Origin of the sequence: Methylocaldum sp. GT1BB, from assembly GCF_051027545.1 — a bacterium.
Classification (GTDB): Bacteria; Pseudomonadota; Gammaproteobacteria; order Methylococcales; family Methylococcaceae; genus Methylocaldum.
In genome coordinates this window covers 199,172-223,812 of sequence record NZ_CP194902.1, presented here as the reverse complement: position 1 = coordinate 223,812, position 24,641 = coordinate 199,172, and the positions used below count along the sequence as shown (strand labels likewise).

The 24,641-nt window shown below is 56.5% G+C and carries 17 protein-coding genes; 13 read left to right on the top strand and 4 right to left on the bottom strand.

Features of this window, described 5'->3' with window-relative positions; genetic code table 11:
* The first annotated feature begins 41 nt into the window (after positions 1-41).
* The gene (thiE, locus tag ACR2TX_RS02295) at positions 42-716 is read left to right on the top strand and encodes a thiamine phosphate synthase (protein WP_077728383.1); all 675 of its coding nucleotides are present in this window, start codon (positions 42-44) and stop codon (positions 714-716) included.
* 42 nt (positions 717-758) lie between these two features.
* Here the strand turns inward: thiE and xdp1 are convergent, their stop codons facing one another.
* On the bottom strand, positions 759-1,577 hold the full coding sequence (gene xdp1 / locus ACR2TX_RS02290) for an exosortase-dependent surface protein XDP1 (protein ID WP_210023779.1): 819 nt from the start codon (positions 1,575-1,577) through the stop codon (positions 759-761).
* A 287-nt stretch (positions 1,578-1,864) separates the two neighbouring features.
* Complete coding sequence (gene prsT / locus ACR2TX_RS02285; RefSeq protein ID WP_156880187.1) at positions 1,865-4,705, bottom strand: XrtA/PEP-CTERM system TPR-repeat protein PrsT; 2,841 nt, start codon at positions 4,703-4,705, stop codon at positions 1,865-1,867.
* A 203-nt stretch (positions 4,706-4,908) separates the two neighbouring features.
* Between prsT and ACR2TX_RS02280 the strand changes: the two genes are divergently transcribed.
* On the top strand, positions 4,909-5,658 hold the full coding sequence (locus ACR2TX_RS02280) for a YdcF family protein (protein WP_156880185.1): 750 nt from the start codon (positions 4,909-4,911) through the stop codon (positions 5,656-5,658).
* A 46-nt stretch (positions 5,659-5,704) separates the two neighbouring features.
* On the opposite strand, the gene ACR2TX_RS02275 is transcribed toward ACR2TX_RS02280, so the two are convergent.
* Together ACR2TX_RS02275 and ACR2TX_RS02270 are read right to left on the bottom strand one after the other, a co-directional pair.
* The gene (locus ACR2TX_RS02275; RefSeq protein WP_434131054.1) at positions 5,705-8,284 is read right to left on the bottom strand and encodes an EAL domain-containing protein; all 2,580 of its coding nucleotides are present in this window, start codon (positions 8,282-8,284) and stop codon (positions 5,705-5,707) included.
* A gap of 110 nt (positions 8,285-8,394) precedes the next feature.
* Positions 8,395-9,972, bottom strand: a complete 1,578-nt coding sequence (locus ACR2TX_RS02270; RefSeq protein WP_168183887.1) for a methyl-accepting chemotaxis protein — start codon at positions 9,970-9,972, stop codon at positions 8,395-8,397.
* Between the two features lie 444 nt (positions 9,973-10,416).
* On the opposite strand from ACR2TX_RS02270, the gene ACR2TX_RS02265 reads away from it, so the two are divergent.
* The 11 genes from ACR2TX_RS02265 to ACR2TX_RS02215 all read left to right on the top strand — a co-directional run bounded on the left by ACR2TX_RS02265 (position 10,417) and on the right by ACR2TX_RS02215 (position 24,525).
* Positions 10,417-12,072 carry an ATP-binding protein gene (locus ACR2TX_RS02265; RefSeq protein ID WP_434131052.1) on the top strand — a complete coding sequence of 552 codons (1,656 nt, stop codon included), beginning with the start codon at positions 10,417-10,419 and terminating at the stop codon, positions 12,070-12,072.
* Positions 12,073-12,450: 378 nt separating this feature from the next.
* Positions 12,451-15,030 carry a DNA gyrase subunit A gene (gene gyrA / locus ACR2TX_RS02260; RefSeq protein ID WP_156880179.1) on the top strand — a complete coding sequence of 860 codons (2,580 nt, stop codon included), beginning with the start codon at positions 12,451-12,453 and terminating at the stop codon, positions 15,028-15,030.
* A complete protein-coding gene (gene serC, locus ACR2TX_RS02255) occupies positions 15,023-16,105 on the top strand; it encodes a 3-phosphoserine/phosphohydroxythreonine transaminase (protein WP_434131050.1) in 1,083 nt (360 codons plus the stop codon). Before gyrA ends, serC begins: the two co-directional genes overlap by 8 nt.
* 4 nt (positions 16,106-16,109) lie before the next feature.
* A complete protein-coding gene (locus ACR2TX_RS02250) occupies positions 16,110-17,273 on the top strand; it encodes a phosphoglycerate dehydrogenase (protein WP_077728376.1) in 1,164 nt (387 codons plus the stop codon).
* Between the two features lie 9 nt (positions 17,274-17,282).
* Positions 17,283-18,389 (top strand): prephenate dehydratase, encoded by a 1,107-nt coding sequence (gene pheA, locus ACR2TX_RS02245; protein ID WP_077728375.1) that lies wholly within the window; start codon positions 17,283-17,285, stop codon positions 18,387-18,389.
* A gap of 30 nt (positions 18,390-18,419) precedes the next feature.
* Entirely contained in the window at positions 18,420-19,535 is a 1,116-nt protein-coding gene (hisC, locus tag ACR2TX_RS02240; protein WP_434131048.1) for a histidinol-phosphate transaminase, read from the top strand.
* Positions 19,532-20,401, top strand: a complete 870-nt coding sequence (locus ACR2TX_RS02235) for a prephenate dehydrogenase (RefSeq protein ID WP_434131045.1) — start codon at positions 19,532-19,534, stop codon at positions 20,399-20,401. The genes hisC and ACR2TX_RS02235 overlap by 4 nt, the downstream gene beginning before the upstream one ends.
* 7 nt (positions 20,402-20,408) lie before the next feature.
* Entirely contained in the window at positions 20,409-21,737 is a 1,329-nt protein-coding gene (gene aroA, locus ACR2TX_RS02230; RefSeq protein WP_156880177.1) for a 3-phosphoshikimate 1-carboxyvinyltransferase, read from the top strand.
* Positions 21,734-22,402: a (d)CMP kinase gene (cmk, locus tag ACR2TX_RS02225; RefSeq protein WP_077728371.1), complete on the top strand. Its 669-nt coding sequence runs from the start codon at positions 21,734-21,736 to the stop codon at positions 22,400-22,402. Before aroA ends, cmk begins: the two co-directional genes overlap by 4 nt.
* 109 nt (positions 22,403-22,511) lie before the next feature.
* Positions 22,512-24,182: a 30S ribosomal protein S1 gene (gene rpsA, locus ACR2TX_RS02220; protein ID WP_077728370.1), complete on the top strand. Its 1,671-nt coding sequence runs from the start codon at positions 22,512-22,514 to the stop codon at positions 24,180-24,182.
* Positions 24,183-24,225: 43 nt separating this feature from the next.
* Positions 24,226-24,525, top strand: a complete 300-nt coding sequence (locus ACR2TX_RS02215) for an integration host factor subunit beta (RefSeq protein ID WP_276205321.1) — start codon at positions 24,226-24,228, stop codon at positions 24,523-24,525.
* Positions 24,526-24,641 lie beyond the last annotated feature (116 nt).

Genomic DNA, 24,641 nt, shown 5'->3' with positions numbered 1-24,641 from the left:
CCATTCACCAGTTTACCCATTAAGGGCTGATCGACCAGGACATGCATAACATCCGCTTACCGTTTCCCCGCTCTGGGCTTTATGCCATCACTCGAGAAGCTTACCGGAATGAACAAGCCTTGGCCGAGGCTGTGGCGGCAGCCATTCGGGGCGGGGCTGCCGTGGTTCAGTACCGCGCGAAAGCCTCCCGCGATCCGCTACGCGAGGCGGCGCGTCTCTTGGCCGTCTGTCGCGACGGCGGCGTGCCGTTGATTATCAATGATGATGTGGAACTTGCCCGTCGTGTCGGTGCCGACGGGGTGCACGTGGGTAAGGACGATCTGTCGTTGACGGAAGCGCGGGACGTTCTGGGGCCGAACGCCATCATCGGCGTATCCTGTTACGATTCGGTCGATCTCGCCGTCCGGGCCGAAGCCGGCGGTGCCAGCTATGTCGCTTTTGGCCGGTTTTTCCCTTCCAAGACCAAGCCCGATGCGCCTTGCGCTCACCTCGAAACGTTATCGTTGGCCAAGCGGCAGTTAAGCATTCCTATCGCGGCCATTGGCGGCATTACGGCTGAGAACGGTGGCCAGTTGGTACATGCCGGGGCGGATTTATTGGCGGTGATCGAGTCGGTATTCGGGGTGGGCGATCCTTGCCTTGCTGCCTCGGAATTTGCTCCTTTGTTTGAACACGTAGGAAGAAGCGAAAGGCCCGTCTCGCCGCCAGCACTTTAACTGGAGTGGCGGCTCGGCGCGGACCAATGGATAACACTTCAGTTAGGCAGTTAGCGTCTTCTTGCCGCGACGAGTTTTCAGCAGGGGAATGCCCCATGCCAGCAACAAGAGGCTCGCCGGCTCTGGAACCGGGCTTCCCGAAGTCGGGGGAGGAGTGCGAATCAAGCCGTGCAGCGAGGCGATCTTCACGAAGTCGTCTTTCGTAGTCAATCCACAAGTCTGTCCAGGCCCGCAGGAAATTTTCGGATTGTAGGCGCTGACCAGCCAATATTTGGAGGTGATGCCGGTCGGGTTGATGTTCGTCGGCTGGTCTTTTTGTAAATTGGCGTAGTTGTCAACCAAGGACCACCCACCGGTCGTGGTTAGATTGCTATAGTTGTATCCGGTTAGGTTCGGCAACACAGCGGTGTCGCTCGTATCTGCGGTATACGCCAGAACCGTGATATCCGTGTCGCAGGTTATTTGAGTATAGCCAATGTCACATTGGCTAGTGTTGCCAAAATTCGGCCATCCGATGGTGATTTGGTCCAGTGCGACGGCTGCATCGAAAGCGAAGACTATCGAATCAATGCGTCGGTAATTGTCCATCGCGTGTTCCGGTGTGGAGCAACTTGAGTCGCCGGCGGAACAAACGCCCAATCCTCCGGAATAGGTGCCTACGTTTGCTGTCCGGAGATTTCCGCTTCCGTAGGTGTTGCTTGAATTTACGTAGGCTGACCACTCTAGGCCAGGAGCACCGCTAGTCGTCGTGATGCCACTGTTGGGGAGTCCCCAGGTATAGTTCGCCGAAGCTATGGGCGCTAAAAATGAAGCAAAGAATCCAACCAAAGCGAATTTACCGAGTCGTTTCAGTGTACGCATTCTGTTACTCATCGTTTTATTGTTGTTACAGCAAGTATTATGCAACCGAGGTGCCAATACTGTTTTTTTGTTAATTTTCAATGGCATGGGCTTTAATGTCGCTAATGAGCGACGGCCATATGGAAAAACTGTAAAAAAAACTGACATGAGGACGCGCTTGTGGGAACAGAACGAGAACGAAAAACTTGGGTGAATCGGTGCTCGTTTCTTAAGTAACGAATTTTTCAAGCGATTGTTCTCGACAAGGAAAATGTAAGCGTCGTACAGCGATCCGAATCTCGACCCGCTTACCGATGATCCTGCAGCTTAGCCTGTAATTTCTTCGCGTCTTCGATCTCATCGAACATCGTATTCGCACGTAAAGCTTCGTTTAGCTCGTTAAGGGCCTCTTTTCTCCGGCCCAGTGCATCCAAGGCGACGGCAGTGTGGTAACGGATTTCGGGGTCGGACGACGAACGAATATGGGCGTTCCGCAAGTAGGGCAATCCTTCGGCAGGCTTTCCCTGTCGCACGAGAATCCATCCGATCGTGTCGTTCACCGAGGGGTTGTCCGGAGCCGCTTTGTGGGCTCGTTCCGCGAGCTTCAAAGCTCTCGGGTCGTTTGCATTCGAATAGAGAACAGCCAGGTTGTTTAAGGTAGGCGGGTAGTCCGGGTATCTTTTGAGAATCCGTTCGAAATACCCGATCGCCTCAGCCTGTTTCCCAGCCTGGAGATAGCCCTCGGCGAGGGCTTGCATCGAATTGAAATCCTCCGAGTGGGAACTTACCCATTGCTCCAGGAAACGGAACGCTTCCTCGCCTTTCCCCGCCAGTCTTTGCGCCTGATAGAGCCTGACGGCGCCCAGTGAATCTTGGTTCTTCTGGAAGGCGGATCGATAACTGACAATGGCCTCGGCGTATTGGGATTGATGCATCCGAATGTCGCCCGTCAGTTGATCGCTCAAAGCGAGGTCGGGATGTCGGTTGTGCAGATTCTCTACTACTTCGATGGCTTTTTCGGTTATCCCAGATTTTAGGTAAGTCTCCACCAAAGCCGCCTGGACGGGAAGATAATCCGGGTTGGCGCGGGCGGCGCTTTCGAGAGACCAGATTGCGTCGCTCACGGCATCCGCAGCGATTTGCAATCCAGCCGTTTTAAACAATCGCTCGGCATCGTTGAATGCCGAGCGGGCTATCTTCTGCAAGATAACTTGCGCGACCGGTTTTTTACCAAGGGCAAGCTGACAGCGGGCGGACGCCGTCAAAACGTCCAAATTGTCGGGAGCTATCGTTTCCGCTTCCTGAGCCACAGCGAGTGCTTTTTGGGTATCGCGGACTCCTAGATACCTGTCGATCAGTTTGAGTTTGATGTGTATGGCCTTGTTATCGGCGGCTCGCGCTTTTTCGAGCCACCGTAGAGCCTCGGTGCTGCGTCCGCGGGCATCCTCCAGCGCAGCGAGTTGGATCATGGTCTGCGTATCCTGGGGCCGTTCTCGAAGAATACCCAAGAAGCGATTTTCGGCTTGCTCGATTTTCCCTTCGATTAGATCTAACTTGCCGAGATTAATCAGCGAAGGAAGAAAGCTGGCGTCTTTTGAGAGCGCTTTTTCGAAATTCTTCCGGGCTGAATCGCGCTCCCCGGATGCCATTTGGGCCGCCGCCAGCATGTTGATCAGCGTCAGGTTATTCGGTTCTCGCTCCAGCGACTTTGTCAGAATCTTCACGGCTTCCGCTGGCTGCCCCCGTTTTAGGTACAGCACACCGAGCGCGATTGCCGCTGGGCGCTGGCCGGGATCGTTCTCGAGAATGGATCTCAGTTCGCTGATACCGATGTTCTGCTGACTCGTTCCCAAGCGGCTAAATGCCAACTGGGTTTTGACCTCCGCTAAACCGCCGCTGGCTTGGCTCGCTTTCTCGAGTGCGGTGATCGCGTCCGAATGCTGGCCTTTGTGCATGTAAGCGGTGCCGAGCAAATACAGCAAGCGGAAATGATCGGGATGGTACTTGAGTGCCTGGCTGAGGATACGGATAGCCTCGTTATGGTCTCTTTGCTCCACCAGCACCGAGCCGAGCGCTTCGGCGACTTCTGCATGGCCTGGATATTGCCCGAAATAGTGGGTCAGGAATTCACGAGCTTTTTCGAAGTGGCGCAGGTTGTAATTAGATAACCCCGCCACCAGCAATAAAGTAGGTTTTCCCCTTACGACTTGCGTATCGAGTCCATCGATAACGGTTACAGTTTCGTTCAACGCGGTTTTCGCAGCTTCGGGCGCACCGTTACGCGCCATTAACAGCGCGTAAAGGTAGTTGGCCCTAGGCTCGAAGGGTTGCGTCTTTCGCAGAAAATTCAGGTCTTCCGAAGTATGATCGTTCTTGCCCAGCTCGAACAGCAGGCCGGCGCGGGCGAGTCGGGCCTCGTAGTGCTTCGGTTCTAGGTCGATCACGCGGCCATATTCTTCTATGGCTTGTTCATGTTGCCCCTTGGCGTGACTGATCGACGCCTTGAGATTCCAGCCATCGGCATTGGTCGCATCGCGGGATACGGCTTCTGCTGCGATCTTTTCGGCGTCGTCCACCATGCCTCGCCGCAAGAGCAGGGTTCCCTGCCCAACCAATGGCGAAACGGCTTTCGGATCGAGTTTCCCTGCCTCCCGGAAACTCGCCGCCGCTGCTTCGAAATCCCGCACCTCCGTATAAGCTTGTCCGCGTAGAGCGAGAATCTCGGACCGAAGCTCCGGTGGAAAACCTTCGGCCGACACCGTCGCGAGCAGATCGTGGTACTTCATCTGCGTTAGTAGGGCCTGGGCGAGTGGCACTACGGTCAAGGAGCGATCCGCGCCCAGGCGATTGGCGTTAAGCAGTTCCTCGGCCGCTAGTTCTCCGTTTCCTAGTTTGAGATAAGAGAGTCCCAGAAGCAGATGAGCCGAAGGTAGTCCAGGTGATAACTGTAGAGCATTCTTCAGTTGAATCACCGCAGTGTTGTAATCCTCCTTGTTGTAATAAACCAAGGCGTCTTCATAAAAAGCGGAGGCACTCTGGGTTTCGGCCCGGGAAACAGGAGACGTTAGCAGGACGGCCACAAAAACATAAGCCATTTGAACTTTAAGAAATACAAACGGCTTAAAGACTCGAGCCTTGATCGATTGCATGAAATGGTCTCGACAACAATAAGTGGATTGGATCTGAGCTCTCAATGATAGAAGAGCAGTTGAAAAATATTACGAGCCGGACGAGAGGAAGCGGAAAAACGCAGCCTGGAATTTTCGTGCTTTTCTTCTGATTCTAGCGGCTATCCCGTCCCCGATGTCCGCTAATACGTTCTGCTGTCTCTTTTCATAAATATAGTCATATCATGAACTGGAACTGGTCTATTACCAATCTTTTCGCTGCGTTGCTGTTGCCTCCGCTCAACATGCTCGTTATCGGAGCAATCGGTTTCTGGCAGCTCAAGATGCGGCCTCGGCTGGGCCGCGGTTTGATCGCCGTCGGCCTTTTCGGATTGGGGCTGCTGTCGATACCTTACGTGTCCAACTGTCTGTTGGCTACGCTCCAGGTTCCGCCTCTGCCTGCCGTCGACCGCGATGCGGAAGCCATCGTGATTCTCGGCGGGGGCATTCGGTCGAATGCACCGGAGTATGGCGGCGATGCAACCGTCAATGATCGCACTCTGGAAAGGATTCGATACGGAGCGTCCTTGTGCCGCAAGACCGGAAAACCGATCTTGGTCACCGGCGGCGCGCCCGAAGGCTACGCGGCGGAAGGTCCTATCATGCGCTCGATTTTGGAGAACGAGTTCGGCGTCCCGGTCCGCTGGGTCGAAAGCAGGTCCCTAAGTACGAGAGAGAATGGCCGATTCTCCGCGCCGATTCTCAGGCAAGCAGGCATACGCCGGATTTATCTCGTTAGCCATTCCTGGCATCTGCCGCGAGCGGTTCCGGAGTTCGAGCGGGAAGGCTTGGAAGTGGTCCCTGCCGGAACGGGATATGTGCCGACGGACCGCCTCAGGCCGATCGATTTTGTACCCAGCTATCGGGCCATAACCAACAGCGCCTTCGCATTTCACGAATGGATCGGCCTGGCGTGGTATCGGATTCAAGGCTGACGGCAGGCAGTTCCGGGAGCGATTAGGAATTGGTCCAAGATTCTTGTCAGTTCAACGGGCCACTGCGATCCATGCGGCGCCCTGCCAATTGGGCGATCTCTGAAAGCGGCAGCGGCCGGCCGAACAAATAGCCCTGGCCAAAATGGCAATGGTGGCTGCGGAGAAATTCGAGTTGTTCGGGCGATTCTACTCCCTCGGCAACGACCTGCAGGTTGAGATTGTGGGCCAAACCGATGATCGCTCGAATGATTTTTCCGTTATCGTTCTCCAAACACGCGCCGGCGATGAAGGATTTGTCGATCTTAAGGGCGGAAATTTTGAATTGCCTCAGGTAGCTTAGCGAGGAATAACCGGTGCCGAAGTCGTCGATCAGCACGTCGATCCCCATGTCGGCCAGCTGATCCAACACGGCGATGGTCTCTTGCACCTGCTGCATCGCGAGGCTTTCGGTCAGCTCCAGTTTGAGCCGTGACGGCGAAAGACCGACGCGTGACAGAATGTACCCGATGATCTTGGTGAGGTTATTCCGGAATTGATGGCCGGATAGGTTCACCGAGACGCTGAGATCGGTTCCCAGGATTTTCCCGAACTGAAGACAGTCCCGACAGGCCTGCTCGAGTACCCAATCTCCGACCGGATTAATCAGGCCGGTGTCTTCCAAAAGCGGCACGAACTGGTCTGGAGGAATCATGCCGCGGTCCGGGTGATTCCAGCGGATGAGCGCCTCCATGCTGACGATGCGGCCGTTTCGTAGGTCAACCTGAGGTTGATAATGAAGCGAGAATTCTCTTCGCTCCAGGGCGTTGTATAAGTCGTTTTCCAAATCCAGCCGCGTGCTGTTTTTCTCGTGGATTTTGCCGGAATAGAACTGATAGGTGTTCCGGCCTTGGTGCTTGGCATCGTACATCGCCAAATCGGCGTGGCGGATCAAGTCGTCGACGTTTTCGGCATCGCGGGGGCTCAAAGCGATGCCGATGGTCACGGTAATGCGGCGTGTACGATCGCCAAACAGAAAAGGTTCCGTAAATGCCTCCAACACCCGCTGGGCGATTTTGTTCGCATCGTCTGGGCCACCCAGGTCGTTGACAATAAGTGCAAATTCATCGCCGCCCAGCCTTGCAACGATGTCGCCTCGGCGGGTGCGTCCATTTTCACGCAAGCACTTTGTCAGCCGCTCGGCAACCTGTTGCAGCAGGCGGTCGCCGATCTGGTGGCCGAAAGTATCGTTGATGGTCTTGAAGCGGTCGATGTCGAGGTACAGCAACGCCGCCTGCTTGCGTTCGCCATGCGCCCTGAGGATGGCTTTTTTCAGGTGATTGCGGAACATCAGTCGGTTAGGAAGTTCGGTTAGATGGTCGTGATTGATCAGCTGATCGACGAGAGAATTCGTAAATTTTCGGGAGCTTAGATCGGCGAATACACCTATGTAGCGAATGACTTGATGTCCGTCGTCCTTCAATGCAGTGATGCTCAGCCATTCCGGGTAGATCTCGCCGCTCTTCCGTTTATTCCAGATTTCGCCCTGCCATTGGCCGGATTCATCCAGGCTGAGCCACATTTGGCGATAGAATTGCCGGTCGTGCCGTCCGGAACTGAACATCGAAGGTTTGCGTCCTATCACCTCGTCTTTCGAGTAGCCGGTGATGGTGGTCAGCGCACGATTCACCATCACGATATTGGCTTTGGCGTCGGTGATGAGGATGCCTTCCGAACTGGTTTCGAACACGCTGGCGGCGATTCGAAGCTGTTCTTCGGCGCGCCGGCGTCCTTCTTTGTTCCAGATATTCCGGATTGCCAAGGCTAAAGTATCTGCAAAGGTGGCGACGAGAAGTTCGTCGTCCCCGTCGAAGAACCCGCCGTCGGTCTTATCGCAGAGATAGAGGCGCCCATACGTCTCTCCGTTGTGGGAAATCGAGACGGCGAGAAGATTGCGCATGGGCGGGTGGCCCGGCGGAAATCCCGCCGCATGCGGGTGCTCGTGCAGATTCTGCAGCCGCAGAAACTGATTCCGGGCCAGCGCCCTCCCCAGCAGTCCCTTTCCTTCCGGCCAGTGTTCGATGCGCTGCGCCTGTTCTTCGCTCAAACCGGTGTAGATGAATTCGGCGAGTTGGCCTTGCTCGTCGAAAATTCCAATCGCCCCGTAGCGCGCCGATAACAGACGGGTCAGATATTCGAGAGAGCTTTCCAATAGATGCCGTTCCAGCTTTATCGTATTCATGATCCGCAGCAAGGAGCGGGTCGCTAGGCTAAGCGACCTCAGCTGCTCGGACCAGGATGGCGAAGGGTCGCGATTCGTCGACAATTCGGCATGGCGATGCGATGCATCCGACAAAAGTTCCTTTTCGCGCTTCAGGAGCGCGTCAATCAGGCTGGTTCGGGTTACGGCTCCGATAAAATCACCGCTATCGTTGAAAACCGCTAGAGCCGCCAGGTGCTCGTTTTTCAGCCGGTTTTTCACGATTTCGAGCGGCGTGTTTTCATGGACAGGGGCCGGAATCGGGTCAACCACCAAGTCCGCCAGTATCTGGTCCGGATTCCGGGCGATTTGTTCGCTCGATACGAGTCCCAGAAAGAGACTTATCCCAGCGGGGAGGACATCGAAAACGCTATAGATACAGCCCGGCACAAGCTCCTCTCGTGATGGCCGGTCGTCGGCTTTTGCTCTTGTCAGTTGATCGGTTAATGCTTCCCGTGCGCAAAGTCTCGAGCGTCCGATTGGATGGTTAGTCGAATCGCTCATTCGTCGGCCTGGGCGAAACGGTTCATGAGGTTTTCAAGATCCACAGCCAACTGTAACGCTTGTTCACTAGTGTTGGCGGTCCGCTCAGCCTCTTTCGCGATGTTCTTGGTTTTTTGGTTGATGTTTTCAACGTTGCGCATGATTTCTTGAGTGACGCAGGATTGCTCCTCCACGGCACTTGCTACCTGCACATTCATATCCTTGATTTCTTCAATCGCTCGCGTGATCTCGGAAAGCGTTTCATTGCAGACCTCCGCCTGTTGCACGCTCACTTGAGCTTGCCGGCGGCCTTTCTCCATAACGGCGGTGGCTTCCTGGGCTTCTTTCTGCAGCCGCTCGACGATTTTCTGGATTTCCCGGGTCGAACTCTGGGTGGTGGACGCCAGCTTGCGTACTTCTTCGGCAACGACCGCGAAACCGCGTCCCCGCTCGCCCGCGCGCGCAGCCTCGATGGCGGCGTTCAAGGCCAACAGATTGGTTTGATCGGCGATGTCGCGGATCACGTTGACTACGACATCGATGCCTCTGCTTTCTTGTTCCAGTTTTTCTATCACCTGTGCGGCATTCTCGACCTCATGGGCCAAGTCGTCGATTGCAACGCTGGTCTGCCCCACGGCATGTTTGCCCTTGCCGGCTGCATGGGTCGCGCGGTCGGCTGCGGAAGCGGCTTCTGCGGCATTGCGGGCAATGCTCTGAACGGTTGCCGTCATTTCATCGACGGCCGTCGCTACCATGGCGATCTCCGACTGCTGATGGGTGAGGTCGTTGCTGGTCTGGGCCGCAGCCTGCCGGGCGTGAGTCGCCATGTCCTGGAGCCGGGCGGCGGCGTCATCGAAGCGCCCGATTACGGTTCGCAGCCTAGCCTGCAAGGAGACGATAGCGGTCTGCAATTGGCCCACTTCATCATCTCTTCCGGCATAGACCTTTCGGGCGATGCCGTTGTCGATGAACTGCTTGGAGAAATTCGCAGCCTGGGTGAGCGGCCGTGTGAGAAGACGTGCCATGAATAACGAGAGGGCCATACTGACGGCGGCTGCCGCATAAAACGCGGGTTGCGCGCCGGCTCCGGTAAAACCGAGAGCTAGCAGGGGTGCCGTGGCGACGAGAAATCCGACGAACGCTTTCGCCGAGAAGCTCAATCGGAGCAGCGAAGGCAGCTTGAACTTTTTTTCGCGGAACGACCGGTAGAGCGCTTCGGCCCTAGCAACGTACTCCCGTGAAGGACTCACCCTCACCGATTCGTAGCCGATTATGCGGTCTTTATCCAGCATCGGCATAACGAATGCGTCCACCCAGTAATAGTCGCCGTTCTTACATCGATTTTTGACGATGCCCATCCAAGGGGTCCGGTTTTTCAAGGTGGTCCAGAGATCGGCGAACGCTTCCGGCGGCATATCCGGATGTCGAACGATATTGTGGTTCTTATTCAATAGCTCCTGTTCGGTGAACCCGGCGACTGTCTGAAAGTCCTTGTTCGCGTAAGTGATGATTCCCTTTAAATTGGTAGTCGAGATCAGTTGTGTAGCGGCGGGATACGTCGATTCGTTTGCAGTGACGGGAAGATTGATTTTCATAGAGAAGCCTTTGTTCAGTCCGCTCGGCAGGCAAAGCGCGGGCGCGCGTTCCGTTTGCATCGTCGAGGCAGGGTTCGTTCACGTTGCGAAAAGCCCATCCGCGCTGGTGTTAGGAAAAATCCGGGGACCATGGGGATGACGGCCTAGAGTATAGGTGGGAGGAAACAAGAAATTTCTTATTTTTGGCGCTGGGTCGTTTTCCTGGTTCGTGTACTGCCAGCGAGGCAGTTCGGATAGCAGGAGGTGGGCGGCGCCAAGAGCGGCGGCGCAGGCCGAATCGCACCGGCCCGATTCGCATATTCGCCGAACTGGTCTAACTTTTGGGCCAGTTCTCCAGAAGTTCTACAGTGACTGTCGGGATCGGAGCGAGCGGCGGCTCCCAGCCGTCGGACCGAACCGGCTGGAGGCTCCGGTTTTCTTACAGGCGCTTTTTAGGGGTCCGTTATGTCCGAACACACCGATACACTGATTGGTCATTTGCTGGAAGTTCGCAACGGTCAATTCGTAGCCAAGCTATTGAGCGAGGAAGAAGGCTTTTGCCCGACTGTGTCGGTGGACGGTGAGCTCAAAGTGGTCGGACAACCGGGATCTTACGTATCGATCCGTCAGCACGGTTTTCGATCCTTGGCGCTGATCAATCATGTAGAAGCAGATCGTTCCGGTGGTCGAATATGCCGTTCCGCGGCCGGCAGCCTGGTCGCGCTTACGCCGCTCGGACAAATTACCGATGAAGGCGTGTTCCAGCGCGGTGTAAGGCATTTTCCGACACCCGGCGCCGAAGTGCACATCGTGGCCGAGGACGAGATCGATTCGATTTTCGCGAATTACCGGCAGTATCGGTTCAATCCCGGCTATCTCCGCAGCCATCCCTCGACCGGCGTTTACCTGGATCCGTCGGCTTTGTGCAGTCGCCATTTCGCTATTCTCGGGCAGTCCGGCTCCGGCAAGTCATGGTCGGTGGCAAGTTTGATTCAGTGCATGGTCGATGCCATGCCCAACGCGCATATCATCCTGCTCGATTTGCACGGCGAATATTGCTGGAAGGATAGGAGCAGGGCTCTCCATTCCGCCTTTAAGCCGGAACAGACGCGTTATCTCGACGCCCGAGCCCTGGAAATTCCTTATTGGCTGATGACTTTCGCCGAGTTGCTCGACCTGCTGATCGATCGCAACGACCCGGGAGCTGCCATACAGACTGCTTTCCTGCGCGAGACGATTTACGAGTTGAAGAAAAAATCGGCGAAATCCCTGGATTTGGAAACAATCTCGCTCGACTCGCCAATTTATTTCTCGTTACAGGAGGTTTACGACAGCTTCAAGGAAGCCAATGAATTCCGCACCGATTTCGGCAAGACCAAAGGCCCGCTGTTCGGCCAGTTCGACGAGTTTCTGGTCAAGCTGCTGAGCCGGCTCAATGACGTGCGCTATGATTTTCTGCTCAATCCGGTAAGACGGAACCGCTCGGAGAGTCTGCCCGGGCTGCTGCGGGATTTCGTCGGATTGGGCGACCCCAAATGTCAGATCACGATTATCGACTTGAGCCCGGTACCTTTCGACGTGCGTCCGACCGTTTCCGCGCAGATCGGGCGCTTGGCCTTCGAGTTCAATTACTGGAACCCGTTCAACCGAGAGTTTCCCATTCTCCTGGTCTGCGAAGAAGCTCATGCCTATATTCCCCGTGAGTCCAACACCCAGTTTGAAGGCACTCGCAAGACCATGGAGCGGATCGCCAAGGAAGGGCGCAAGTACGGTGTCGGTTTGGGGGTTATCAGTCAGCGGCCCCACGAGTTGTCGGAAACGGTATTGTCGCAATGCGGCACGTACATCTGCCTGCGCATTACCAATCCCGACGACCAGGACTATGTGCGCAAGCTGGTGCCGGAGGGCGAGTCCGATTTGGTCGATATCCTGACGTCTCTCAGCCGGGGCGAGGCCATGATCCTCGGCGAGGCCATCCCACTCCCTACCCGGACCCAGATTTATAAGCCCGACCCGACGCCCAACAGCAACGACGCGGATTTCTATTCGGCGTGGAAGTCCGGTCCGGAAGATTTAGACATCGAGGGCATCGTCGATCGATGGAGGCGGCAGGGGCGGTAAGCCGGGTGCTTGTCCGGTACTGACCAGATTTCCGCCATTTTCTTGAATGTCTTAGGTATATTAATCAAGCCCGTAAATACCCTCCTGGTATTTCGGGCCGCCGCCCAGGCCGGTACACGCCCGGCCTGGGCTCACGCGGCTTGTCGCCGCGCCGGGGCATCCCTGCCCCGGATCAACCCGGCCTATATTTATAGGCCGGGTTAATAATGATTTAGATTGCCTATCTAATGTCGGTCCACAATCTTATGCACAGGGACGGTGGACAACTGTCGTTCCTGCTTTAGTGGAGCGGCCACGCCTCAACGGTTATAATGCCGGTTGGTTATTTACGCGGCGTATCTGAAGCGGCGCGGCTCCTTTACGGTACAGCACTCCCTCATGACTTCCTTCGCCAAAGAAATTATTCCGGTCAGTCTCGAAGACGAGATGAAACAGTCCTATCTCGATTACGCCATGAGCGTGATCGTGGGGCGCGCCTTGCCGGATGTGCGTGACGGTTTGAAGCCGGTACATCGGCGCGTGCTTTACGCCATGCACGAGCTGAGCAACGATTGGAATAAGCCTTACAAGAAGTCTGCCCGCGTCGTGGGTGACGTCATCGGTAAATACCATCCGCACGGCGACGCCGCGGTGTATGACACGATCGTGCGCATGGCCCAGCCGTTTTCGCTGCGCTATATGCTAATCGACGGTCAGGGCAATTTCGGGTCGGTCGATGGCGATCCGCCGGCGGCCATGCGTTATACCGAAGTGCGCATGGCCCGCATTGCGCACGAATTGCTCGCCGATCTCGAGAAAGAGACGGTCGATTTCATCCCGAACTACGACGAATCCGAAAAAGAGCCTTCGGTACTGCCCACGCGCATTCCGAACTTGCTCATCAACGGTTCGGCAGGCATCGCGGTGGGCATGGCGACGAATATCCCGCCCCACAATCTCACCGAAGTCATCAGCGCCTGCTTGTTGCTGATCGAGAATCCGGATGCCGGCATCGCCGAACTGATGGAACACATCCCGGGACCGGATTTTCCCACAGCCGGCATCATCAATGGGGCGAGCGGCATCCGTGAAGCTTATCTCACCGGCCGGGGCCGCATTTACATCCGTGCCCGCTGCGATTTCGAGGAAGACGGCGGACGCACCAGCATCATCGTCAGCGAGTTGCCGTATCAGGTGAACAAGGCCCGGCTCATGGAAAAAATCGCCGAGCTGGCCAAGGAGGGGAAGCTGGAGGGCATTTCCGGGCTGCGCGACGAGTCGGACAAGGACGGCATGCGCATGGTGATCGAACTCAAGCGCGGCGAAGTGCCGGAAGTGGTGCTGAACAATCTCTATCAGCAGACCGCCATGCAGAGCGTGTTCGGCATCAATACCGTGGCATTGCTGGACGGACGTCCGCGCTGTCTGAACCTCAAGGAGTTGCTCGCGGCGTTTATCGATCATCGCCGCGAAGTCGTCACCCGGCGCACGCTGTACGATCTTCGAAAAGCGCGCGAACGTGCGCATATCCTGGAAGGTCAGGCCGTCGCTCTCGCGAATATCGACGAAGTGATCGAACTGATCAAGACGTCGCCCAATCCTGCGGAAGCGAAACAGCGGCTATTGGAGCGCACCTGGCGTCCCGGCGTGGTTTCGGATCTTCTGGCCAGGGCGGAAGACGCAATGCGGTCCCGTCCGGAAAACCTCGCGGCCGGTTACGGTCTGACCGAACACGGTTACAACCTGTCGCCGGAGCAGGCGCAGGCAATTTTGGATCTCCGTCTGCACCGCCTGACCGGGCTGGAGCAGGACAAGATCATCGATGAATACAAGCAGCTGTTGGCGCAGATTGACGAGCTCCTCGAAATTTTGGCCAGCGACAAGCGATTGATGGAAGTCATCCGCGACGAGCTTGTCGCCATCCGCGACCAGTTCGGCGACAAGCGTCGCACCGAAATCATCGAGGACCGTCTCGATTTGTCCGCGGAAGATCTGATCACCGAGGAAGACGTGGTGGTCACGGTTTCCCACGAAGGCTACGTGAAATCGCAGCCGCTCGGCGCCTACCGGGCGCAACGGCGGGGCGGGCGCGGCAAGGCGGCGGCGACCACCAAGGAAGAGGATTTCATCGAAAAACTCATCGTGGCCAACACCCATGACACCATTCTGTGCTTTTCGAGCGTGGGCAAGGTGTACTGGCTCAAGGTCTACGAGCTGCCTTCGGCCAGCCGCGTGTCGCGCGGCAAGCCTTTCGTCAATCTGCTGCCGCTGGAGCAGGGCGAGCGCATCAATGCCATCCTCCCGATTCGGGAATTCGACGAAAGCCATTACGTTTTCATGGCGACCGCCTCGGGTATCGTCAAAAAAGTGGGGCTGCGGGAGTTCGAGCGTCCGCGCCCGTCCGGGAAAATCGCCATCGATCTGCGGCAGGACGATCACTTGGTGAACGTGGCCATCACAGACGGCAAGCAGCATGTCATGCTGTTCAGCAATGCGGGCAAGGCCGTGTGCTTCGAGGAAGAGGACGTGCGGCCCATGGGGCGTGGCGCAACCGGCGTCCGCGGCATGACGCTGCACGACGGCCAGAAGATCATTGCCCTCATCATCGGCACCGAGGGTTCGGTGCTGAACATTACCGAAAACGGGTTCGGCAAGCGTACGGCGCTGAGCGACTTTCCGATACACCGCCGCGGCGGCCAAGGCGTGATCGCCATCCAAACCAGCGAACGTAACGGTTCGGTAGTCGGCGCCGTACTCGTTCAGGATTCGGACGAGATCATGCTGATCACCGATGCCGGCACGCTGGTGCGGACGCGGGTCGAAGAGATTCGGGAACTCGGGCGCAATACTCAAGGCGTGACGGTGATCCGCCTCAGTCCGGGTGAAAAAGTCGTCGGAGTGGACAGGATTCCGGTCCTTGAGGGCGAAAACGACGAGTTGGCGGAAACGGATGAAGACCAGGAGGGCGACGATGGCTAGGGTTTACAATTTCAGCGCGGGACCGTCCATGCTTCCCGAGCCGGTGTTGCTCCACGCGCGCGAAGAGTTGCCGGATTGGCATTCCACTGGTATGTCGATCATGGAAATGAGTCACCGCGGCAAAGATTTTGTCGCCGTCGCCGAAAAATCCGAGGCGGACCTGCGCGAGCTTCTGACGATTCCGGCGAATTACAAAGTCTTGTTTTTACAAGGTGGCGCGACCGGACAATTCGCGGCGGTCCCAATGAATCTTCTTCGGGGAAAATTCAAGGCTTGCTATGTCAATACCGGCCTCTGGTCGGAGAAGGCCGTTTCCGAGGCCGAGCGGTACTGCTCGGTCGCTATTGCGGCGAGTTCCAAGGAAAGCGGCTTTACGACTGTTCCGCCTCGCTCCGATTGGCGCATCGATCCGGATGCGGCTTATCTCCATTACACCGCCAACGAAACCATCGGCGGGGTCGAATTCCAGGATGTTCCTGACTCGGCCGGGCTGCCGCTGGTTTGCGACATGTCGTCCAATATCCTGTCGCGCCCGCTGGATGTCGGCCGATTCGGCTTGATTTACGCCGGCGCGCAGAAAAACATGGGGCCGGCCGGTATCGTCGTGGTGATCGTGCGCGAAGATCTGATCGGGCAGGCCCTGACTGGTACGCCGTCGATCTTCGACTATAAGAAGCAGGCGGACAGCGGTTCCATGCTCAATACGCCGCCGACCTACAACTGGTATTTGCTGGGCCTGGTGTTGGAGTGGCTGAGGGATCAGGGCGGATTGGCTGCCGTCGAAGCGCGCAATATCCGTAAGGCGGAAAAACTGTACGCCGCTATCGACGGTTCGACGTTCTATTCGAACCCCATCCAGCCGGCTTATCGTTCCCGCATGAACGTCCCGTTCCGGCTGGCGAAAGCGGACCTGGAAAAAACGTTTTTGGCCGAAGCCAAAGCAGCAGGATTAGTGAACCTGGAGGGGCACCGGTCGGTAGGTGGATTCAGGGCTAGCATCTACAACGCGATGCCTGAAGAAGGAGTCGATGCCTTAATCGAATTCATGCGCGAGTTCGAGCGCAGACACGGATAGTTTCATGTTCAAGATTCTCACCTACGACAACATCTCGGTGGCCGGATTAGAGCGACTGCCCCGCGACCGTTACGAGATTGCGTCGGAAATTCAGCATCCCGACGCGATACTGCTGCGCTCCCATAACCTCCACGGCGTGCCCATCCCGGAATCGGTGAAGGCGGTGGGACGTGCCGGCGCCGGGGTGAACAACATTCCCGTCGCGGAGTATTCGAAGTGCGGCATTCCGGTGTTCAATGCACCGGGCGCCAACGCCAATGCCGTGAAAGAGTTGGTCATTGCGGGGATGCTATTGGCGGCCCGCAACATTTGTACGGCTTGGGACTTTGCCCGCCAGTTGGAGGGCGACGACGAGACGATTCATCACCGCGTCGAAAAAACTAAGAAACAATTCGCCGGTTTCGAGCTGGCGGGCAAGACCTTGGGGGTTTTGGGGCTGGGCGCTATTGGCGTAAGAGTGGCCAATGCGGCGACGGGTTTGGGCATGCATGTGATCGGTTACGATCCGCTGCTTACGGTCGAAAGCGCCTGGCAGCTGTCTTCGTCGGTTGCGCGGGCCGCGAGCATCGACGATTTGATTGCGAAGGTCGACCTCCTGACCTTGCACGTGCCGCTGAACGACCAGACGCGCCACCTCGTCAATGCGGCACGAATCGGCATCATGAAGAAAGGGGCGGTCTTGCTCAATTTTTCTCGCGCCGGCATCGTGGACGACGCCAGCGTGTACGGCGCTTTGAACGCAGGCCATCTCGCCGCTTATGTATGCGACTTTCCTTCGCGCGCCATGCTGGACCATCCCCGCGCAGTCGTACTCCCGCATCTCGGTGCCTCCACCGCCGAAGCCGAGGAAAACTGTGCGGTAATGGTGGCCGATAGGGTGCGGGATTTTCTGGAAAACGGTAACATCCGACACTCGGTGAATTTTCCGGACGTGGTCATGCCGCGGACCGAGGGCGTCCGCCTCGGAGTAGCGAATGAGAACGTGCCCAAGATGGTAGGGCAGATTTCCGGTGCGCTGGCTGACGCTAACCTCAATATTCTCGATTTGTTGAACAAGTCGAGAGGTGAACTTGCTTATACGCTCATCGACCTCAATACCGAGGTGCCCGCCGAAACGCTGGAACATATCCGGGCCATCAAGGGAGTGCTTTCCGCCCGCGTCATATAACGAGTTGTCATGGAGAATTCGAACAATACATCGACTGTCGATACTGCGTTGCTTCACCTCCGCAAGGAGATCGATGCGATCGACGATCGGATCTTGGAGCTGTTGAACCAGCGTGCGCGCTGCGCCCAGCAAGTTGCCGAAATCAAGACGGCGGCGGGCGAGGTCGATTGTTTTCACCGCCCCGAGCGGGAAGCGGAAGTGCTGCGGCGCATCGCCGAAAACAATAGCGGTCCTTTGAGCCAGGAAGCAGTCACCCGTTTTTTCCGCGAGCTCATGTCGGAATGCCTGGCCTTGGAAAAACCGTTGACCGTTGCTTTTCTCGGTCCTCAGGGCACGTTTACGCAGCAGGCCGCTTACAAACACTTCGGCCATGCCATTCAGGCGGTGCCCTTGCCGGCTATCGACGAAATTTTCCGGGCTGTCGAAAGCGGCGCCTGCCAGTACGGCGTGGTGCCCGTCGAAAATTCTACCGAAGGGGTGATCACCCACACCCTGGATAGCTTTTTGCGATCCTTTTTGCTCATCGCCGGCGAGGTGGGGCTGCGTATTCACCACAACCTGATGAGCAAGTTGAGTAGCTCCGAAGAAATACGTGAAGTTTTCTCCCATCAACAATCTCTCGCTCAATGCCGCGAATGGCTGGATCGTTATCTTCCGAACGTTCGGAAGACCGCCGTCAGCAGCAATGCCGAGGCGGCACGACTTGCCGCTGTCATGCCGAATACCGCGGCCATAGCGGGGGAAGTGGCGGCCGAGCTGTATGGACTCAATGTTCTGGAGCGCAACATCGAAGACGAGCCGGACAATACCACGCGGTTCTTGGTGATCGGGCGGAATCCGGTCGGAGCCACCGGAAACGATAAGACGTCGTTACTCCTCTCGACCCGGAACAATCCCGGCGCTCTTTATGCTGTCCTCGAGCCTTTTGCGAGGCACAGCATCAGCATGACCAAAATCGAATCCCGACCGTCTCGCCGGGGTACGTGGGACTATGTCTTCTTCGTCGATGTGGAAGGACACCGGAATGAACCTCGATTGGCGGAGGCATTAAAGGAAGTTGAGAAAAGCGTCACGATGTTGAAAATCCTCGGTTCTTATCCTCGGGCCTCGTCTTGATCGTTTGATCCTAGTATTCGACTCATCTTTATGAAAGCAGAGCATTTAGCCGTTCCCGGAGTTCGGGCGCTCACGCCTTACCTGCCCGGCAAACCCATCAGTGAACTGGAACGGGAGTTAGGGCTACGCAATATCGTCAAATTGGCATCGAACGAGAACCCTCTAGGGCCTAGCCCGAAGGCGCTCGAAGCAGCACGTCGTGCATCATCCGAAATCCACCTATACCCGGACGGCAGCGGTTTCGAGCTCAAGGCCGCATTATCGCGCAAACTCGATGTCCGACCCGAACAGATTACCTTGGGTAACGGTTCCAACGACGCACTGGAGTTGGTGGCCCGCGCTTTCCTGTCCCCGCAGTCGAAAGCGATCTATTCCGAATATGCCTTTGCGGTTTATTCCATCGTGACGCAAGCCGTCGGCGCACAGGCGGTCGTTGCACCGGCCCATGACGGCTCTCACGGGCCCCGTTATGGCCATGACTTGCAGGCCATGGCCCAGGCAGTTGATGAATCGACGCGGGTCGTATTCATTGCCAATCCCAATAATCCGACCGGGACCTATTTGACGAAATCGGAGTTGCGCAGTTTTCTCGGCGACCTTCCCGAGCATGTCATCGCCGTTGTGGACGAGGCGTATTTCGAATATGTTGAAGCTCCCGACTATCCCGATTGCATAGAGTGGCTGTCCGATTTTCCCAGTTTGATCGTGATCCGGACTTTTTCCAAAGCCTATGGACTGGCGGGGCTGCGGGTCGGGTATGCGGTGTCGAGCCCAGCGATTGCCGATCTTTTGAATCGCGTGCGGCAACCGTTCAACGTCAATTCTCTGGCCTTGGAAGCCGCCAAGGCTGCACTCGACGACAACGATCATCTGACCCGTTCGGTTAGCTTGAATCGAGAGGGCTTGCGTCGACTAAGCGAAGCCTTCACCGAGCGCGACTTGAGCTTCATTCCTTCGGTCGGCAACTTCATTATGGTCGACATGGGAAGACCGGCAGCCCCGGTTTACGAGGCGCTGTTACGGCAGGGCGTCATCGTTCGGCCGGTTGCCAATTACGGGCTTCCCAATCATTTGCGGGTCACCGTCGGTACCGAGGAAGAAAACCGGATTTTCCTGGCCGCACTGGACCGTGTCTTGGCCTTATGATCGAGCGTCTATGCATCATCGGCGTGGGGCTGATCGGCGGATCGGTGGCGCGTGCCGCGCGCGCCAAAGGGCTCTGCCATGAAATCGTGGGCGTCGATGCCGATACCGATAACTTGCGAAACGCATTGGAATGCGGTGTCATCGACGTCGGATATTCCGATACATCGCAAGGCGCTGCAAGTGCCGATTTGGTGATGATCGCGACCCCGGTCGGGACCTTTGATGCCATTTTTCGCGCGTTGAAGCCGGTATGGTCCACCCGAGCGGTCGTTACGGACGCGGGCAGCACGAAGTGTAATGTCATCGAATCCGCCGAAAGAGTTTTTGGTGAAATTCCCGACAATTTTGTGCCAGGCCACCCGATCGCGGGAGCCGAACGGAGCGGTGTGGATGCCTCGACCGCCGATTTGTATCAGGGCAAGCGAGTTATCCTGACGCCTCTAAACAACACGTCGCCGCTGGCCATCAAGCGGGTTGAGCGTTTTTGGCGAGCGATAGGAGCCAAGGTTTCGGAAATGGAGCCAGCCCATCACGACGAAGTGTTGGCCGCGACCAGCCATTTGCCTCACGTGTTGGCCTTTACGCTGACTTACATGCTAGGTAAGAAAGACGAGCAGCAGGAAATTTTTCAGTATGCCGCTGGCGGATTTCGGGACTTTACCCGTATCGCGTCCAGCGATCCGAAAATGTGGCTGGATATCTGCCTCGCGAACCGGCGGCAAATCGTATCCTTGATCCATCAGTTCCGCGAAGAGCTTAGTGTGGCCGCTGGTCTGATTTCGAGAGGGGCCGAGGACGAACTCTATTCTTTATTCTCCGAAGCCCGCAGTGCGCGACAACGATTCTTAGATCAACTTGAAAAATAACAGGTCCATGCAGAACAACACGATCAGCTTTCGGGTGCAGCCGGGTGGCACGCTTCGCGGAGAGGCCCGGGTGCCCGGCGATAAATCCATCTCCCATCGATCCATCATGTTGGGTGCGCTGGCCGAAGGCACGACCCGCGTCACCGGCTTTTTGGAAGCGGAAGATTGCCTCGCCACTATGAATGCGTTTCGGGCGATGGGCGTCGACATCGAGGGCCCGCAAGACGGGCAGGTGTGCATTCGAGGTGTGGGGCTGCATGGGTTGCGTGCGCCCAAAGAACCGTTGTACCTGGGGAATTCGGGCACGTCGATGCGTCTCCTTTGCGGTCTGTTGGCGGGGCAGCATTTTGACTCGGTTTTGACCGGCGACGTTTCTCTTTCCCGCCGCCCCATGAAGCGAGTAACCGAGCCGCTACGTACGATGGGCGCAGTGGTGGAAACTACCGAGGCGGGAACCGCTCCGCTCAAGATTAGAGGCAGCATCAAGCTGAGGGGGATTCACTACGATATGCCGGTGGCCAGTGCCCAGGTCAAGTCCTGTCTTCTCTTGGCCGGGCTTTACGCCGCCGGTAGAACGTGTGTGCGCGAGCCGGCTCCTACGCGCGATCATACCGAGCGCATGTTGGCCGGATTTTCCTATCCGGTGGTTCGTGAAGGCGATACCGTATGCGTACAGCCGGACGGGAGACTTGTTGCCTGCGACATCGATGTGCCTGGCGACATATCATCGGCGGCATTTTTCATGGTCGGCGCAGCAATCGGCGAAGATGCCGATGTCACCCTCCGGCATGTGGGCGTGAATCCGACTCGTACCGGGGTTTTGGACATTCTGCGTCTGATGGGGGCGGATATTCAGGTCGTCGATGTCCGCGAGATGGGCGGTGAGCCGGTTGCGGATATCCGCATCCGTTCAAGTCGCCTGCGCGGGATCGAGATTCCGCAAGAATTGGTGCCTTTGGCGATCGACGAGTTTCCGGTTCTGTTTGTCGCCGCGGCTTGCGCCGAGGGGGAAACTCGATTGACCGGCGCCGAGGAACTACGGGTCAAGGAAAGCGATCGTATCCAAGTAATGGCTGACGGTTTGCAAGCCTTAGGCATCGACGCCCAGCCGACGCCGGATGGTATGATTGTACGGGGCGGAAAACTGTCCGGGGGGAAAGTAAATTCCCACGGCGACCATCGTATTGCCATGGCATTTTCTGTTGCCGCGCTGCGGGCCGCCGGCCTGATCGAAATCGACGACTGCGCGAACGTCAATACATCCTTTCCGAGCTTCGTGGAGTTGGCGCGCGATATGGGCCTAAACATCTCTGCCATTTTCGGCGAAATCCTATGACAACGAAGGTGCCGGTGATCACCATTGATGGGCCGAGCGGTGCCGGCAAGGGGACGGTGAGCCGTGCGTTGGCCAAGACGCTGGGCTGGCATTTCTTGGACAGCGGGGCCATCTACCGTTCATTGGCCTTCGCCGTTACCCAGGCTGCGATCGACCCCCACAATGTCGACGCCGTTGTCAGTGTCGCTCGGTCGATGGATCTTCAATTCGAGGCGAACGATCCGCCGCGCATCCTTCTGAACGGCCAGGATATTGCCTGTCAAATCCAGACGGAAGACTGCGGCAACACGGCTTCGAAGATCGCCGCTTATGGACCGGTACGACAGGCACTCTTGCAGAAGCAGCGCGATTTTCAGCGAGAACCCGGCTTGGTCGCAGACGGCCGCGACATGGGCACAGTCGTTTTTCCCGACGCCCCGTATAAGATATTTTTAACTGCCAGCGCGGAAGTGCGCGCAAAAAGGCGGCATAAGCAGTTGAAAGAGAAGGGGGCTGATGTTAACCTTGAACGCTTAACGAAAGAGATTGAAGAACGGGACCGGCGCGACAAGGAACGTGCTGAGGCGCCGCTGACTGTACCGGATGGCGCTGTTCTGATTGATTCGTCCGATCTCACGATTGATCAAGTTATCGCCCGATGTCTCGATATTATAGGCGGTAGGTAAGATCGTAATCGGTAATTTTTGAGGCGTTGCCGGCGTTTGCTCGGCAATTTGTTTAACCAATTAACCCAAACGGCTAGGGAAACTTGGCTGTTAGAACCAAGTTCGTTTTATGAGCGATAGCTTTGCACAATTGTTTGAAGAGAGTCTGGCTCAGGCGGAAATGCGCCCAGGCAGCATCATCACGGGCACCGTAATCGATATCGGCCCCGATGTGGTCGTAGTCAATGCGGGATTGAAGTCGGAAGGCGTCATACCCAAATGGCAGTTCTTGAATTCCGACGGACAAATCGAAGTACAGATCGGCGACACGGTCGAAGTGGCGCTCGACATGCTGGAGGACGGTTTAGGGGCTACGCTGTTGTCCCGCGACAAGGCAAAGCGGTTGAAGGCATGGCAAGAGCTCGAACAGGCGTACGAGAAGAATGAGACCGTGGTCGGTAGAATTACGGGCAAGGTACGCGGAGGCTTCACGGTGGCTGTCGGTGCGTTGCGCGCCTTTTTGCCCGGATCTCTGGTCGATGTGCGTCCGGTCCGCGACACGTCCTACTTGGAAGGGCGCGACCTCGAATTCAAGGTCATCAAGATCGACCAAAAGCGCAATAATGTTGTGCTTTCCCGCCGCGCCGTAGTGGAATCCGAGTTCAGCGCCGAGAAGGAAGCGTTGCTCGAGAACCTGAAAGAAGGTGCGATCGTCACGGGCGTGGTGAAGAACCTGACCGATTATGGCGCCTTTATCGATCTCGGCGGCATCGACGGCCTGCTCCACATTACCGATATGGCTTGGAAGAGAGTGCGGCATCCCTCGGAAGCCGTTCAGATCGGCCAAGAAATCCAGGTCAAGGTACTTAAATTTGATCAGGAAAAGAATCGCGTCTCGCTTGGCTTGAAGCAGCTGGGAGAGGATCCGTGGCTGAATATCGCACGTCGTTATCCGCCGGGCACGCGCCTTTTCGGAAAGGTCAGCAACCTTACGGATTACGGCTGTTTCGTCGAGTTGGAAGAGGGCGTCGAAGGCCTCGTTCACGTATCCGAGATGGATTGGACCAACAAGAACGTCAACCCGGCCAAGGTTATCCAGTTGGGTGAGGAAGTCGAGGTCATGGTACTCGACATCGACGAGGAGCGTCGTCGCATTTCTCTCGGCATGAAGCAGTGCAAGCCCAATCCTTGGGAAGAATTTGCTGCGAGCCACAAGAAGGGCGACAAGATTAAGGGCAGCATCAAGTCGATTACCGATTTCGGTATTTTCATCGGACTGGAAGGTGCTATCGACGGTCTGGTGCATCTGTCGGACATTTCTTGGTCCATTCCGGGCGAAGAAGCGATTCGCCAATACAAGAAAGGCGATGAAGTGGAGACCATCATCCTGGCCATCGATCCTGAGCGGGAACGAATCTCGCTCGGCATAAAGCAGTTGGAGCAGGATCCCTTCCAGAATTACTTGGCGACCCACGAAAAAGGCAGCATTGTCAACGGGGTTGTCAAGGAAGTCGACGCTAAGGGGGCAGTTATCACCCTGGCTGACAGTGTTGAAGGCTATCTCCGCGCGTCCGAAATTTCTCGCGATCGAGTAGAAGACGCTCGTACCCAGTTGAAGGTAGGCGACGAAGTCGAAGCGAAGTTCATCGGGGTCGACAAGAAAAACAAATCCATTACTCTCTCGATTAAGGCGAAGGATCAAGAAGAGGAAGCTGCTGCAATCAAGGGGTACTCACAGCAATCTTCCTCCGGTATGCCTACTTTGGGAGATATCTTCAAGGAACAGATGGAAAATAAATAGTCAGGTCAAGCAAGGGGGGCGGACACACTGCCCCCCGCTATTTATGGAAATGACAGTGACAAAGTCAGAATTGATCAATCTCTTAGCAGAGAAGTACGGCCACTTGGCGTTTAAGGATGTCGAGTTGGCGGTAAAAGGAATGATCGAACATATGACCCATGCCCTTTCATCGGGCGAGCGCATCGAAATTAGAGGGTTCGGGAGTTTCTCGCTGCATTATCGTCCACCGAGGATGGGGCGGAATCCAAAAACAGGCGACTCAGTCGAGTTGGCTTCCAAGTTTGTACCTCATTTTAAGCCTGGCAAAGAACTGCGAGATCGAGTCAATCAAGCGCGGAGTTGAGTTGCCCCTGAGGCCGCCACAAATTAGGCGATATAGATTTGGTCCATTAAAGGCATCGTATTGCGTCTCCGTCCCTCTGTCTCTGTCCTAGCATATTCTGTTTAGCACACCAGCCG